Origin of the sequence: Citricoccus sp. SGAir0253 (assembly GCF_005877055.1) — a bacterium.
GTDB lineage: Bacteria > Actinomycetota > Actinomycetes > Actinomycetales > Micrococcaceae > Citricoccus.
Genome location: NZ_CP039424.1, coordinates 2,569,666 through 2,583,781 on the forward strand (window position 1 = coordinate 2,569,666; position 14,116 = coordinate 2,583,781).

A 14,116-nucleotide genomic window follows, 5' to 3' on the forward strand; every position below is an offset into this window, starting at 1 on the left:
CAGGGGCGGGGGGTCGGTCGCGCGGACTCAGTCGCGGCCGGAGTCCGGGGCCTTCGGCTCCGGGGCCGGGCTGTCCAGGTAGCCGGGGTAGCGCTTCTGCAGGCGGGCGCGCTGGACGTCCACGTCCGAGCCGGGCCGCTCGTCCGGGTCCCGGTCCCCGGGACGCCGCACGTCCTCGGGCAGGTAGCCCTGGTAGCGGTCCACGAGCATGTCCTCGGCCTGCTCGGACCGGTACTGGACCCGGCGGATGGAGCGCACCATGAGCCGGATGACCACGATCGCCATGGCGACCATGAGCGCCGTGAACAGGAAGCCCTCGATCCCGGGGGTCACCTGCGCCTGGTCGAGGCCGGGGCGCAGGGTCGGCTCCGGCACGCCCGGCACCGGCTGCCCCGTGGCGCCCTCGGTCCCGGTGGGGGCGGCGGAGGCGGACAGCAGGAGCGGAAGGAAGGCGATCACGGGAGACCAGTCTACCGGGGCGGCCGGGGCCCGGAGGGCCTCAGCGCAGGCCCGTGAACAGGTCCGTCTCCGGCAGCGTGGTCTCGACCCGCGAGTCGATCAGGACGTAGTCCTCCCACGGCCAGGTGCGCCGCAGCAGCTCGTTCGGGGCCGCGAAGAAGTGGCCGGTGGGGTCCACCTGCGTGCGGTGCGCCCGCAGGGCGGTGTCCCGCCGTTCGAGGTAGTCCGCCACGTGGATCTGGGTGGTCACGCGGTGGTCGGTGAGGCGGAACCGGGGCACCCGCGAGTGCTGGGGCCGACCCTCGGCCGGGGCGTCGTCCGCCTCGGCCGAGGCGCCCTCCTCCGTCCCGCGCTCGGCCTGCTGGGCCTCACGTGCCTGCTGCGCCCGCTCGGCCTCCCGGGCCTGTTCCTCCTCCAGCGACGCGTACCACTGCATCCGCTCGGCGAAGGGGGACTCCTCCCCCGCCGCGAGGTAGGCCTCGTGGAGGGCGCGGTACTTGTCCGGGTTGAACGCCCGGTCGTAGTACAGCTTGGACGGGGTCCACGGCTCGCCCGTGCCGGGGTACCTCTCCGGGTCACCGGCAGCGCGGTAGGCCTCCACCGTGATCTCGTGGGCCTTGATGTGGTCCGGGTGCGGGTAGCCGCCGATCTCGTCGTAGCCGATCAGCACGTGCGGGCGGAACTCCCGGATGACGCGGACCAGCGGCGCCGCGGCCTGCTCCAGGGGGACGGTGGCGAAGCAGCCGGCGGGCAGCGGCGGCAGCGGATCGCCCTCGGGCAGGCCGGAGTCCATGAAGCCGAGCCAGCGGTGCTCGATCCCCAGCGCGGCCCCGGCCTCCTCCATCTCGGCCCGGCGCACCCCGGTGATGTCCCGGTCCAGGCGCACGGTGTCCCCGTAGGCGGGGTTCAGCAGATCCCCGCGCTCACCCCCGGTGCACGTGACCACCATGACCTCGGCGCCGGCCTCCTCGTAGGCGGCCATCATGGCCGCGCCCTTGGAGGACTCGTCGTCCGGGTGCGCGTGCACCGCCATCAGGCGCAGCCCGTGCGAGGCCGGGACGCCGCGCGCCTCGGGACCCGTGTGCGAGTCCTCGGGCTCGACCGTGCCGTAGGCCGCCTGGCCCACGGGCACCCCGAACTCCGGCGTGCCGGTCCCGTCCCGGTCCTCGGGGGAAATGCTGCTCACGTGGGCCTCGGTGTCTCTGCCGCCGGGGCGCCCCGCAGGAGCGGGCGCGGCGGCATGGTCGGGGACCGGTGCGGTCCGCTGGTCTGGAGGGGGTGGTGCCGGGGCGCCGGGATACCATGGAGGGAAATGGACGACTCACTCCAGGCCTCGGCGCACGAGGCGCCGACAGACAGCCTAGCGAACCGGTATGGCCGTCCCCAAAGCCCCCGGGGCCCCTCGGGGCGCCGCCGGGGCAGGGCGATCGCGGTCGCCGCACTGGTGCTGGCCGTCGGCCTCGTCGCCTGGTTCACCGCCTCGGCCACCGGCCGCGGCCTGGACTGGAAGGACGTGGGCTTCGAGATCGCCTCGCCCACCCGGGCGTCGGTGACGTTCCAGCTCACCAAGGACCCGGCGGACACGGTCGAGTGCGCCGTGCAGGTGCTCTCCGAGGAGTACGCGGTGGTGGGCTGGCGGACCGTCGTCATCGGCCCCCAGGACGCCTCCGGCACCGGGCTGCCCTCGGACCGGACGCGGTACTACGACGTGGACCTGCGCACCGACGCGCTGGGCGTCAACGGCGGCGTCAACTCCTGCTGGGTGCGCGACGCCTGAGCCGGATCCCCGCGTGACGCCGTGAGACGGGGCCCACGTCCCGGCTGACGGACGTGAAGCAGATCCGTTAGAATCGTCGCATTGGTTTCCAGCCCCGCCTGTCGGGGGCCGCCCGGACCCCGGGCAGGCTCCGCCGGCGGGGTTCTTGCATGGACGCCCCCCGGGCTGCAGTCAGCGGCTCAGCGTCATGCATCGGCAGCCCGGTACGCACGCCGGGCCGTCGGCGCCGATCGACCCGAAGGAGAACACGTGTCCCCGAGCAACACCGAGAGCGCTCCCTGGCTGACCCAGGAGGCCTACGACCGCCTCAAGCGGGAACTGGACTTCATCTCCGGTCCCGGGCGCCAGGAGATCATCGACCGCATCGAGCAGGCCCGCGAGGAGGGGGACCTCAAGGAGAACGGCGGCTACCACGCCGCCCGCGAGGAGCAGTCCAAGAACGAGGGCCGCATCCAGGAGCTCAAGCACCTGCTGGAGACCGCCGTGATCGGCGCCGCCCCGGCGGACGACGGCGTGGTGGAGCCCGGCATGGTCGTCGAGGCCAAGATCGCCGGGGACCTGGAGACCTTCCTGTTCGGCAACCGCGAGATCGCCGACGACAAGGACAGCATCACCGTCTACTCCGAGCGCTCCCCGCTGGGCACCGCCATCCACGGCGCCAAGGTCGGCGACAAGCTCGCCTACACGGCCCCGAACGGCAAGGACATCGCCGTGGAGATCGTCTCCGCGAAGCCCTACAAGGGCTGACACCCCACCCGCGGGTGGGCCGTGCCGGAGGGCTCCGGCAGGACACCCGCAGGCCCGACGGCGGCGCACCGGTCCCCAGGACCGGTGCGCCGCCGTCGTAGTTGCTAGGTTGGGGACATGCTCATCGTCGAAGAGACCTTCCTGCTGCTGACGAAGGACCACGGGCCGACCGAGCGCGTGGGCGCCTACCGGCGCCACGGCCTCGTGACCGCCCTGCTGGCGGACCTGGAGGAGGCGGGGGTCGTCCGCATCGGCGACGAGGCCGATCCCAAGGTGACCGTGGTGCGCGGCGGGGCCACCGGCCGGCCGGTGCTGGACGAGGCGCTGCCCGCCCTGGACGGGCTCTCCGGCACGCGGCTGGGCAAGGTGCTCGGCGCCAAGGCCCTGGACCCGGGGACGGCCGTGGGCCGCTCGCTCGCGGCGCAGGGGATCGTGCAGGAGGTCCCCCACCGGTTCGGCGCGCCGGACTTCGTGGTGGTGAACCCGGCCCCGGAGATCGCGCTGCGCCGGCGCCTGGGCGAGGTGCTGTCCGGCAGGCGCACCGCCACGACGGCCGATGCCACGGAGCTCGGCATCCTCAAGGCGCTCAACCTCGCCTACCGGCTGCTCGCGCCCGGGCGCGGCGAATTCGACCGGAGCACCCTGGACCGGACCCTCGTGCCCGTGGTCCAGGACCGGCCCCTCGTCGCCGCGCTGCAGCGCGCGGTCCCTCCAGTGACGGCCTCCACCACGGTCGCCGTCACCGCCCCCGGCGCGGCCGGGGTGGCCGAGCGCCACTGAGGAGGGCGCCGGACCGAGCGGCCCCGGACGGCCGGCGTCGGGAGGCCCGCTCCTAGTGGGGCACCTGCGGCTGGTACCCCGAGGCCCGGAGCCGGCCGAGGACCTGCTCGGAGTGGTCCAGTCCGCGCGTCTCCATGTCGATCGTGATGGTCACGTCCCCCATGCCCAGCGAGCCGCCGATCCGGGTGTGGTCCACGCGCGTGACGTTGGCGTCCGTCTCCGCGATGATCCGGGAGATGGTGGACAGCTCGCCCGGGCGGTCCCGCAGGGACATCTTCACGGTGAGGTAGCGCCCCGCCGCGGTCAGCCCCGACTGGATCACCTTGAGCATGAGCATGGGGTCGATGTTGCCGCCCGAGAGCAGCACCACGGTGTGCTGGGACCGGATCCCCAGCTCCGCGAGCTTGCCCTCCAGCAGCGCCGCCACCCCGACGCCACCGGCCGGCTCCACGACCATCTTCGAGCGCTCGAGCAGGAACACGAGCGCATTGGCGATCGCGTCCTCGGAGACGGTGACGACTCCGTCCACCAGCTCGCGGATGATCTGGAAGGGGATCTGGCCCGGCTTGCCCACGGCGATGCCGTCGGCGATCGTGGACACGTGCTCGAGCGGCACGAGGGCGTCCGCGGCGAGCGAGGGCGGGTAGGCCGCCGCGTTCTCCGCCTGCACGCCGATGATGTTGATGTGCCGCCCCTGGCGCCGGGCGATCTCCTTGACCGCCACCGCCACGCCGGCCAGCAGCCCGCCGCCGCCGATGCCCATGACGATGGTGTCCACGTCCGGGGCCTGCTCGAGGATCTCCAGCCCGATGGTGCCCTGGCCGGCCACCACGTCGGCGTTGTCGAAGGGGTGGATGAAGACCGAGCCGGTCTCCTCGGCGTACCGCTGGGCCTCGGCGAGGGCCTCGTCCACGTTGTTGCCGTGCAGCACCACCTCGGCGCCGTGGTCCCGGGTGGCCTGCAGCTTCGGCAGCGCCACGCCCAGGGGCATGAAGATCCGGGCCTTGATGCCCAGCTTGGAGGCGGCCAGGGCCACGCCCTGGGCGTGGTTGCCGGCCGAGGCGGCCACGACGCCGCGGGCCCGCTCCTCCGGGGTCAGCTTGGCCATGCGCACGTAGGCCCCGCGGACCTTGAAGGAGCCGGCGCGCTGCAGGTTCTCGCACTTCAGGTGCACGGTGGAGCCGGTGATCCGGCCCAGCGCCCGCGAGTGGTCCAGGGGCGTGGACACGATCACGCCCTCCAGCATCCGGCGGGCCTGCTCGATGTCCTCCAGCGTGACGGGCAGGCCGGCGTGCGGCACCGGGGATCCGGCGGCGTCCTGCCGGTGGCTCTGCGGGGTGGTGGTCACTGGGGTCCTCCGTCCTGGTCCGGCCCTCGGCCGGAGTGGTCCATCCCCGTATTGTCCTCCTCCGGCGGGCCCGCCGCGCGCACATTGCCGTCCGGGGCGGACGGGGACGCCTCGGTCTCCCCCGGCGCCGGGGCGGCCGGGGGCGCCGGGGGGACCGGGCCACCGTCGTCCCGGCCGCCCCAGCGCAGGGGCAGCAGCCGGGTGCGGGAGCGGAGGCGGGAGCGGGAGCGCTTCAGGGCCCGCCGCTCCCGCCGGGCCCGGCGCTGCGCGTCCGCCTCGGCCGCGCCCGTCGCCTTGCGCACCACGCCGTCGATGGTCACGTAGGCGCGGGCCCACGGCCCCTCCAGCTCCGCGGCGCGCTGGCGGAGGGTGCTCTCCGGTGCCTCGGCCGGCTCCGGTGGCGCGGCGTCCTCGAGCCACGGCCGGGCGTGGAAGTACCGCACCGTCGCGTTGAGGAAGGCCATGAGGGGCACCGCGAAGACCGCCCCGACGAGCCCGAGGACGGCCGTGCCGCCGGACACCGCGAGGAAGACGGCCAGCGGGTGCAGGCTCACCGCCCGGCCCATGACGAGCGGCTGCAGGACGTTGCCCTCGATCTGCTGCACGAGCAGCACGATGCCGAGCATGATGAGCGCGTTGACCCAGCCGTTGGCCACGAGGGCGAGCAGCACGGCCACCGCGCCGGTCAGGAAGGCGCCCACGAGGGGGACGAAGGAGCCGAAGAACACGAGCACGCCCAGCGGCAGCGCGAGCGGCACCCCGAGGATCCAGGCGCCCAGGCCGATGCCGAGGGCGTCCACGAAGGCCACGAAGACCTGCACGCTGACGTAGGAGCCCAGGGACCTCCAGCCGGCCCGGCCGGCGCCGTCGATCGCGGCGCGGTGCCGCCGGGGCGTGAAGTTCAGGCAGAAGCGCCAGATCCGCTCCCCGTCGTAGAGGAAGAAGACGAGGGCGAAGATCGCCAGCACCGTGCCGGCGGCGATGTTGCCCGCCGTGGAGCCGAAGCCCAGGGCCCCGGAGAGGATCTGCTGGCTGTTGTTGCGCACCGCCTGGCCCAGGTCCCGGACGATCTCGTTCCACTGGTCCGTGGTCACGCCGGCGCTGGCCAGCCAGTCGACGATGCCGCGCAGCCCCACGGTGATCTGGTCCCGCATGTCCCCGAACCCGACGGCGAGTTGCTGGCCGACGAGGGTCAGCAGGCCGACCACGACGAGCAGGAAGCTGATGACGATGGCGGCCACGGACAGTCCCGCGGGCACGCCCCAGCCGCGCAGGCCCCGCTGCAGGCGGCCCAGGGAGGTGGCCAGCAGCGCGGCGATGATGAGCGGGACGACCAGCAGGGACACGTGGCTGAGCAGCCAGAAGCTCGCCCCGGCCATGGCCAGCACCAGCAGCACGCGCCAGGACCAGGCCGCGGCCACCGTCAGGCCGTACGGCACGTCCGCGGCGATCCGGTTGTCCCGCTGGGCCGCCGTCAGCGCCGGCTCCTCCGGGACGGCCGCGGCCGCGACGCCGGACACGGCGGCGGAGGCGGACACCGGCACGGCGGGCGCGGCGCCCGCGGCGGCGGGTGCGGGGCCGGGCGCGGTGTCCGCGTCGGACGGGCTCCGCTCCTGCCCCGGCGGCGGGGTGCTGGTCAACGGCGTACCTCCTGGATGCGGTCGGGCGGGTGCGGTCCCTCCGGTCGGGCCGGTGCGGTGCCGCCGGTGGGGCGCGCCCGGGTCAGCCGAGCCGGCCGGTGATGCCCCACGCGGCCGAGAGCGACTCCCCCGGGGCGGTCCACGCCAGCCCGTGGCCACTGTTGAGCGCGTCCGCCGGGGCGGTCATCGGCTCGAGGGCCACGGCGCGCGGGCGGCCGGGGATGCGGTCGGTGAAGAAGACGTGGACGTAGCGGTAGGCGGCCTCAGCCCACAGCTCCACGCTGCGCCCGTCCGGGGCGGCCAGGACGTGGTGGTGGCGGCCGTCGGTGCCGGGGGCGAGGTCCGTGAACGCGGCGTCCAGCAGCCCGGTGCCCACGCGGCGGCCGCCGCGGAAGTCCTCGCCGGTGCCCGCCACGGGCACCGAGCCGGTCGGGATGAGCCGGTCGTCGGCCACGAGGCGCGTCGACGCGGCCAGCGTCAGGGTGAGGTCCTCGCTCGGCACGTCCCCGATCCGCAGGAACGGGTGGGCGCCGAAGGCCAGGGGCGCCGGACGGGCGGAGTGGTTGGTCAGCCGCTGGTGCACCGTGAGGGCGCCGGCCTCGTCCAGGGCATAGGCCACCTGGTGGGTCAGCCGGAACGGGTAGCCGTGCTGGGGGTGGATCTCCCCGCGCAGCACGACGCGGTGGTCCGTGTGCTCCACAGCGTGGAAGGCGGTGTTGCGCAGTAGCCCGTGGCTGGCGTTGGAGCGCGAGGGCTCGGTCAGGTCCAGCTGCTGGGTCGTGCCGTCGAGCACCCACCGCCCGTCGCGGACGCGGTTGGGCCACGGGGAGAGCTGGATGCCGCACCCCGAGGGCGGCAGCTCGTCCGCGCCGTAGGTCTCCACCAGCGGGGTGCCGTGCACCTCGTAGCGGCGCAGGGCCCCGGCCAGGGAGGTCACCGTCACCTCGGCCCCGCCGCGGCGGAGCCCGTACTGCGTGCCGGTGGCCGCCGGCCCGCCGAAGGCGGGCACGGCGGCCACCGGGGTGGACCCGTCCGTCGTGCCGGGGTCCGGGACGCGCACGGCCACGGTCAGTCGTTGCCGCGCAGGATCGCCAGGATGCGCAGGATCTCCACGTACAGCCAGACCAGGGTCACGGTCAGGCCGAACGCCGCGGTCCAGGAGTACTTCTGCGGGGCGCCGGACTGCACGCCCTGGGTGATGGAGGTGAAGTCCATGACCAGCGAGAACGCGGCCAGGAACACCGCCAGCAGGCCGATGCCGATGCCCAGCAGCGGGTACTCGCCCCGCAGGCCGAACATGGCGTCGGTGACGCCGAAGAGCATCAGGAAGAGGTTCACGAGCGAGAACACGGCGTAGCCGATCATCGCGATCATGAAGATCTTCACCGACTTGGCGGTCACCCGCCACTTGCCCGAGGAGTACAGGGCCAGGGTCACGGCGAAGACGCAGAAGGTGGCGAGCACGGCCTGGGAGGCGATGCCCGGCCACATCTGCTCGAAGACCTGCGAGATGCCCCCGAGGAACAGGCCCTCGGCGGCGGCGTACAGGAGGATCAGCACGGGCGAGGGCTCGCGCTTGAAGGAGTTGACGAGGCCGAGCACGAGCCCGACGATCGCCCCCGGCAGCATGAGGGCCGGCATCATCCAGCCCACGACGGCGCCGGCCAGCACCACCACGAGGGTCATGACGGTCTTGGCGATGACGTCGTTGTAGCTCATCCGGCCGGTGTCGGCCGGGCCGGCGGCGGGCCCGCTGTAGCTCTGCTCGAGCCGCTGCAGCTCCTCCGGCGAGTACTGCGGGGCGCGCTGGCCGTACTGGGGGGCCTGCTGGCCGGCGTACCAGCCCTGGCCCTGCTGGCCGGACTGCCCGCCCTGGTACCACCCCGGCGCCTGGCGTCCCTGGCCGGAGTGCATCTGCTCCTGGAAGTTCTTGGTGTTGAAGACGGGGTTGGCCACTGGCCATCTCCTCTGCTTGGTCGCGTGCGGTCCACAAGGTGCTGTCCGTCCTCGTCGGACGGACGTGGCGCTGACCGCAGTCTATCGGCCACACCTGAAAGGCAACCCGGAACGGGCGGCAGGATACGCCACTCCGCTCACAGCGCAACGCGGTGCCCCCGGTGGGACTCGAAACCTCCCCCAACCTCTCTAGAGCATCGACTTCCGCGAAATCCCGGGGTCTTTGATGCGGCGAGATTAGTGGATATCTGCACAGTTGTGGGCAAAATGTGGGCAAAACGTGGGCACGCCCACAAGCCTCAGTGCTGCCGCGTGCCATGGCCCGCCCCACACCGTCTCAGTGAACGCGGTGCGTCTCCAGATAGCGCACAGCCGAGTTCATCACAGCAATATCCTCCGCAAAGTGGCCGATTCCTTGATTGCACCCCTGGCACAGGAGGCCTCGTGGGGCACCGGTCACATGGTTATGATCCACCGACAAGGTCTTGAGCTTTCCAAAGCGCATTACTGTTTCCGGTTTGCCGCAGATTGCGCACACCCCGCCCTGCAGTTCGAACATTGCGTCGTACCACTCGAGAGACACTCCATACTTCTCCCAGATGTGGCGTCGGCGCTTGGATAGTGCAACCTTCTCTGGAAACCGCTCCTTGTATCGCCTCCGGTACTCGGAATACTTCTCCGGAGATATGACTCGCGCCCGCTGCTTCAGGAGGCGACATTCCTTGCAGGCGCTTTCCAGCCCTGTAGTGGCCCTCGAGCTCTTATAAAATTGGTCAACAGTCAACCACCGCTTACAGGTTCCGCACCGCTTCTTGCCATCAACGATTTGGGACGCCTGCACCGAGCACCTCCCATGGTCGATCGGTCAGGTACCTGATTGCTTTCTCGAGGAGGGCAGGATCGTCTCGAAGTGCCCCCAGGCCGATATTGCACTGCTGACACAAGAGTCCCCTCGGCAGACCAGTGGCATGATCATGGTCTACCGCCAACAACTTGATGCCTCCACCCGAACTGATCTTCGACTCAGGCCGTTTACAGATGGCGCACACTCCTCCTTGCTCCATCAAGGTTGCCTCGTACCACTCAGCCGTGACTCCCTTACCCCTCAGTAGCCCCACTCTTCCACGAGCCTTCCGGACTTCAGACGGAGCGCTTGCGCGCCAAGCTCGTTGTCGTTCCCGCTGGAGCGCCAGATAACCTTCGGGGTCTTTAGCCTTCTCCGCATCGCGCCGCGCCCTCTGTTTCGCCGCTGAGCACTTCTTACACCGGTGGCCGAGCCCAGTCTTCGTCGCCTTGCTCTTGCCAAACTCGCTGACGGGCAGCACCTTCTTGCACCCAGTACAAAGCTTCTTTCCGTCGACTACCAGGATGGCAGTGGTTCGGACGGTGGGTACATATGTCGCCTTGCGGGCCGCAGCGGTACACGGCCTGCAAGCGCTCGCTAGGCCGCTGGAGGTCTGCGAATGGCGGTGGAACTCACTGACGGGCAGGAGCCGTAAGCATTTACTGCACGTCTTCTTGCCGTCCACCACCTCGACGCGGGGTCTCAAAGTTGCTCCTCGCTCTCCAGCCCTGCCTGTCACCCGCGTCTCGGCTGAGCGGGACTGTCCGACGAACGGGACTGCTGCACGAATAGGCGACGTTGATGATGGAAGGGCCTCGTCGCCGATGCGTGTGACTCTGTAGGTGACTGATGGCCGCAGGGCTTGTCTTTGAACTGATCCGTCCGCGTGCCGGTGGCGATGGCGCTGTCCGATGCATGTCGGCCGGAGACGAGCATGACTTCATACGAGCCTGGTCAACCCCGTCAACGTCTTGTCTGCCCGGCCCCTGGTCGACGTGCCCTCTGAGGAAGGCACGGTCCCATCATGACAACATCCCTTTCCGAAGGCGTCGAGTCTTCGGCTGATCTCGACGTCGTTGCCGGAGTCGACACGCACGCCGATACTCACCATGTCGCGATACTCAGCGTCACTGGCGCTCGGCTCGGTGATCGGCAGGTTCCCGCGACGGTTGCCGGCTACGAGCAGCTCCTGTCCTACGTCAGATCGTTCGGGAGCGTTCGACTCGTCGGGATCGAGGGCACCAGTTCCTACGGCGCCGGGTTGTCCCGGTATCTGAGGTCACAACACGTGGAGATTCGCGAGATCGTCCGGCCCCGGCGGTCGCAGCGGCGAGGTGGGAAGTCGGATCCGATCGACGCCTACGCTGCCGCGCAGCAGGCACTGGCCGAACCGGAGGCCCTGCCCTTGGCCAAGACCGGTGACGGGCTCGTCGAACAGATCCGCGTGTTGCTGACCGTTCGTCGTAGCGCGATCAAGGCCCGAGTGGCGGTGATCCGTCAGATCAAATCGCTGCTGGTCACCGCGCCCGAGCCCATCAGGATGCGGTGGGCGGGATCAAGCGAGCGTCGTGTCATCGAGGACCTGGCCGCCACCAGGCCCGGTGCTCCGTCCGCCTCGGTGAGCGCCGCGACTGGTCAGGCGTTACGCCGCCTGGCGCGTCGCCACCAGTACCTGACCAGCGAGATCAATGAGCTGGAGGAAGACCTGCGCGACCTCGTGGGAAGAGCCGCGCCCGCGATGATCGCCACCAAGGGGTATGGCGTGATTACCACGGCAACGCTCCTGGTCACCGCCGGATCGAACCCTGAGCGACTCCGATCAGAAGCATCGTTTGCCGCGTTGTGTGGGGCTTCGCCGATCCCCGCGTCCTCGGGAAAGACGAATCGGTTCCGGCTCAACCGGGGTGGGGACCGGCAAGCGAACTGGGCCCTGCACCAGATCGCTCTGGTGCGACTGTCCAATGACCGGCGTACAAAGGACTACGCGGCGCGCTTGCGAGCGAAGGGGAAGTCGAAGAAAGACGTCCTTCGGTGTCTCAAACGCGCGATCGCCCGAGAGGCGTTCCATCTCCTCGTCCACCCCCAGCCTGTGCCGGCGACTGACGATCTCAGAGAACTCCGACTCCAGCGTGGTGTCACGCTTGTCCGGGCCGCGATGAGCATCGGCGCCGAACCCGCCCGCCTCTCCGAACTTGAACGCGGCCGGCGGCCCAATGCCGAACTCGCCACCACTTACCGCGCCTGGCTCACCGCCGCTTGACACGTATAGGAGCATCAGGGGGCCGGCTGCCTAAGCAGCAGGTGTGGTCATGATGGTCTCCTACTCGACGGGAGTCAACCGGCCAAGGGTCGCTTACCTGCGAGGGTGGTAGGTCCGCTCGATCCCAGTGGGGATCGCAATCCACCGGCCGCTTGGCGAGGCTGGGCCGTCCACGTTCGTGGCTGCCGACGCGCTGAGCATGAAGGTCCGCGAGGGTGGCCGGGTGATCAGCGCGGTGGTGCCGCTGGCCACCGGGGTTAACGGCGACGGCCACCGCGAAGTATTGGGCCTGCGGGTCGCCACGTCCGAGATCGGGGCGGCCTGCAACGAGTTCTTCGCCGACCTGGTTGCCCGCGGGCCGGCCGGGGTCCGGCTAGTCACCTCCGATGCCCACCCCGAGCTAAAGGACGCGATCACCGCAAACCCGCCCGGAGCGGTGTGGCAGCGGTGCCGAACTCACTACGCGGCCAACCTGATGGCCTCCACCCCGAAGACGATGTAGCCGGTGGTGGCCGAGAATCTAGTTGGGGTCCGGCGGACATCCTCGCCTTCACCACGTTCCCGAAGGACGTCTGGACCCGGAACTGGTCGAACAACCCGGCCGGAATGTCCAAACGCGAGATCCGCCGCCGCACCGACGCGGGTCTGCCTCATCATCGAACAACACCAACGGTGGGAGGACAGTCGCCTTATCGCATGGAGCGCCGAGACATATCTTGTCCAATAGCCTGAGATCGACTTGATTCTGCGACGACGGCAAGGAACGTCGTTGTCATTCCCACGGGCGCCGCACCGAGCCCGTTGATTTTGACCCGGTGCGGCGTACCGCTCGAGTTGTCAGACGGTGACCCTTCCTACCACAGGCTCAAGACCCCAGTTCCGCACATCTCTCCCGTCAACGAAGCGCCACTCGACGCGGCATCTATCGCAGTCAAGGCGCACGTCGTGCTCCCGAAAGCCTGGCACGTTGTCGTGCTCTTCGATGATCTCCCCGTCGCCGCAGGGACACCGGTATTCGACTCGCTCTATGGTTCCGGCGCCGGCTCCCCATCCCTCGTGGCCGTGGGCGTCTCCGCCGGTTCGCTCAGTGCGCACGGGTGCTGCGGATGGCACCGTCCTCATCCACTCTGCGATCGCGCTGACCACGGAGTCATAGGCTTCAGGTGAGTGTGAGATCTCATGGAAGATCGCCAATAGCTCGTCAGGAGTATGGGCGATGCGGTGGTGGCTGAGTCGGATGCCCGCAGCGTAGTCGCTCGCGAGATCGCTGATGATGTCATCGCGGTCCACCTGGCGGATCAGCCAGTCATGGAAGGGAGCCGTCTGGTCCACAGGAGTCGGCTGGACCCAGCGGGCTGTAGCGGACTCCCCCGCGGTCGCCTTCGCAAGCGCGGTCTGTAGATGTGTGAATCCGGCCGGACGGTAGTGGTCGGCTTGGGGGCGGGATCCTCCTGGACTGACCATTCGACGAACGTAGTCGTGCCCGCGCTCCGACACGCCGACTAGGAGGTTCGAGCCTGCTTCATCCGGAGCGGCGAGCCGAAGCCCCAGCGCCGCTGCGGCCCAAATCAGGCGGCCGTTGGAAACGTAGGAGCAGTGTGGGCGGAGAAACCACTCCGCCGTGTGCTTCAACGAGTAGCTGCTCACCTCTGGCGCAGTGGCGTCCGAAGCGGGCATAAGCATCCGGAGCACGTCCGTGATGAGGGCGAGCTCGATGAAATCGGTCTTGCCGTTGAAGCTCCACGGCGATTCCGCAAGGTAACCGCCCTCACCGAGGACCGGTGTGCCATCTCGTAAGCCGATGAGGTCGTGATCGTCCAGGACGGCGATCAGCTGCCGTGCGCTGACCCGTTCGCCAAGGAGTCCCTGAGCCAGCGGGGAGCTCATCTGTCGCAGTGCAGCGTTATATGTCGTGCCCGTGAATTTTGCCCACGCGCGCGCGTCCTTTTGGAGTTCACGACTGTGGGTGTGGTTGTCGGAGGTCATCTCAATCTCTGTTCCGGGCCGTGCACCCCACGCCTGCCAGCCCTGTAAACACGAGAGAGATCTCAATCCAACAGGTGTAGCTTCTCTGGATCGGCCACCGTTGTCCTCATCATCTTCGTCGCGTGGGGACTCAGACTCGGAGAGAGGCAGTCCAGACTGCCGGAGAACAGTATAGCGGATAGCATCCTTGCACGTCAACGGCCGCATGAGGGCGGTCCGGCTCCTCCGGCATCATTCAGCTGATTAGGGCGCCACGACGAGAGGTCCCGCTCCGGACAGAATCAAGAGCAAGGCCTCTCGGGACAGCCGAGTCCTTCTT

At 69.9% G+C, this 14,116-nt stretch carries 13 protein-coding genes and 1 pseudogene; 5 read left to right on the forward strand and 9 right to left on the reverse strand.

Annotated elements, in window-relative coordinates; all coding sequences use genetic code 11:
• Positions 1-27: 27 nt before the first annotated feature.
• Both E7744_RS11250 and mca read right to left on the reverse strand, forming a co-directional pair.
• A complete protein-coding gene (locus E7744_RS11250) occupies positions 28-459 on the reverse strand; it encodes a hypothetical protein (RefSeq protein WP_137774195.1) in 432 nt (143 codons plus the stop codon).
• A gap of 40 nt (positions 460-499) precedes the next feature.
• Positions 500-1,492: a mycothiol conjugate amidase Mca gene (gene mca / locus E7744_RS11255; RefSeq protein WP_137775011.1), complete on the reverse strand. Its 993-nt coding sequence runs from the start codon at positions 1,490-1,492 to the stop codon at positions 500-502.
• Positions 1,493-1,771: 279 nt separating this feature from the next.
• Here mca and E7744_RS11260 point away from each other — a divergent pair, with 279 nt between their 5' ends.
• From E7744_RS11260 to E7744_RS11270, 3 genes are all read left to right on the forward strand, one after another.
• On the forward strand, positions 1,772-2,236 hold the full coding sequence (locus E7744_RS11260; RefSeq protein WP_137774196.1) for a DUF4307 domain-containing protein: 465 nt from the start codon (positions 1,772-1,774) through the stop codon (positions 2,234-2,236).
• A 249-nt stretch (positions 2,237-2,485) separates the two neighbouring features.
• Positions 2,486-2,983: a transcription elongation factor GreA gene (greA, locus tag E7744_RS11265; protein WP_137774197.1), complete on the forward strand. Its 498-nt coding sequence runs from the start codon at positions 2,486-2,488 to the stop codon at positions 2,981-2,983.
• A gap of 117 nt (positions 2,984-3,100) precedes the next feature.
• Positions 3,101-3,763 (forward strand): GPP34 family phosphoprotein, encoded by a 663-nt coding sequence (locus E7744_RS11270; protein ID WP_137774198.1) that lies wholly within the window; start codon positions 3,101-3,103, stop codon positions 3,761-3,763.
• Positions 3,764-3,815: 52 nt separating this feature from the next.
• Here E7744_RS11270 and ilvA read toward each other — a convergent pair whose 3' ends face one another.
• The 6 genes from ilvA to E7744_RS16595 form a co-directional block, all read right to left on the reverse strand.
• Positions 3,816-5,009 carry a threonine ammonia-lyase gene (gene ilvA / locus E7744_RS11275; protein ID WP_246858660.1) on the reverse strand — a complete coding sequence of 398 codons (1,194 nt, stop codon included), beginning with the start codon at positions 5,007-5,009 and terminating at the stop codon, positions 3,816-3,818.
• A 98-nt stretch (positions 5,010-5,107) separates the two neighbouring features.
• On the reverse strand, positions 5,108-6,751 hold the full coding sequence (locus E7744_RS11280; protein WP_246858419.1) for an AI-2E family transporter: 1,644 nt from the start codon (positions 6,749-6,751) through the stop codon (positions 5,108-5,110).
• A gap of 82 nt (positions 6,752-6,833) precedes the next feature.
• Complete coding sequence (locus E7744_RS11285; RefSeq protein ID WP_246858420.1) at positions 6,834-7,817, reverse strand: aldose 1-epimerase family protein; 984 nt, start codon at positions 7,815-7,817, stop codon at positions 6,834-6,836.
• A 2-nt stretch (positions 7,818-7,819) separates the two neighbouring features.
• Positions 7,820-8,707 carry a Bax inhibitor-1/YccA family protein gene (locus tag E7744_RS11290; RefSeq protein WP_137774199.1) on the reverse strand — a complete coding sequence of 296 codons (888 nt, stop codon included), beginning with the start codon at positions 8,705-8,707 and terminating at the stop codon, positions 7,820-7,822.
• 337 nt (positions 8,708-9,044) lie between these two features.
• Complete coding sequence (locus E7744_RS16400; RefSeq protein WP_256376014.1) at positions 9,045-9,548, reverse strand: endonuclease VII domain-containing protein; 504 nt, start codon at positions 9,546-9,548, stop codon at positions 9,045-9,047.
• Entirely contained in the window at positions 9,526-10,290 is a 765-nt protein-coding gene (locus E7744_RS16595) for an endonuclease VII domain-containing protein (protein ID WP_371415341.1), read from the reverse strand. Before E7744_RS16595 ends, E7744_RS16400 begins: the two co-directional genes overlap by 23 nt.
• Before the next feature lie 285 nt (positions 10,291-10,575).
• Between E7744_RS16595 and E7744_RS11305 the strand changes: the two genes are divergently transcribed.
• On the forward strand, positions 10,576-11,811 hold the full coding sequence (locus E7744_RS11305; RefSeq protein WP_137774202.1) for an IS110 family transposase: 1,236 nt from the start codon (positions 10,576-10,578) through the stop codon (positions 11,809-11,811).
• A 142-nt stretch (positions 11,812-11,953) separates the two neighbouring features.
• Positions 11,954-12,453, forward strand: a pseudogene (locus tag E7744_RS11310) (transposase); the annotation flags it as partial.
• Positions 12,454-12,648: 195 nt separating this feature from the next.
• Here the strand turns inward: E7744_RS11310 and E7744_RS15980 are convergent.
• Complete coding sequence (locus tag E7744_RS15980; protein WP_210417105.1) at positions 12,649-13,698, reverse strand: hypothetical protein; 1,050 nt, start codon at positions 13,696-13,698, stop codon at positions 12,649-12,651.
• Positions 13,699-14,116 lie beyond the last annotated feature (418 nt).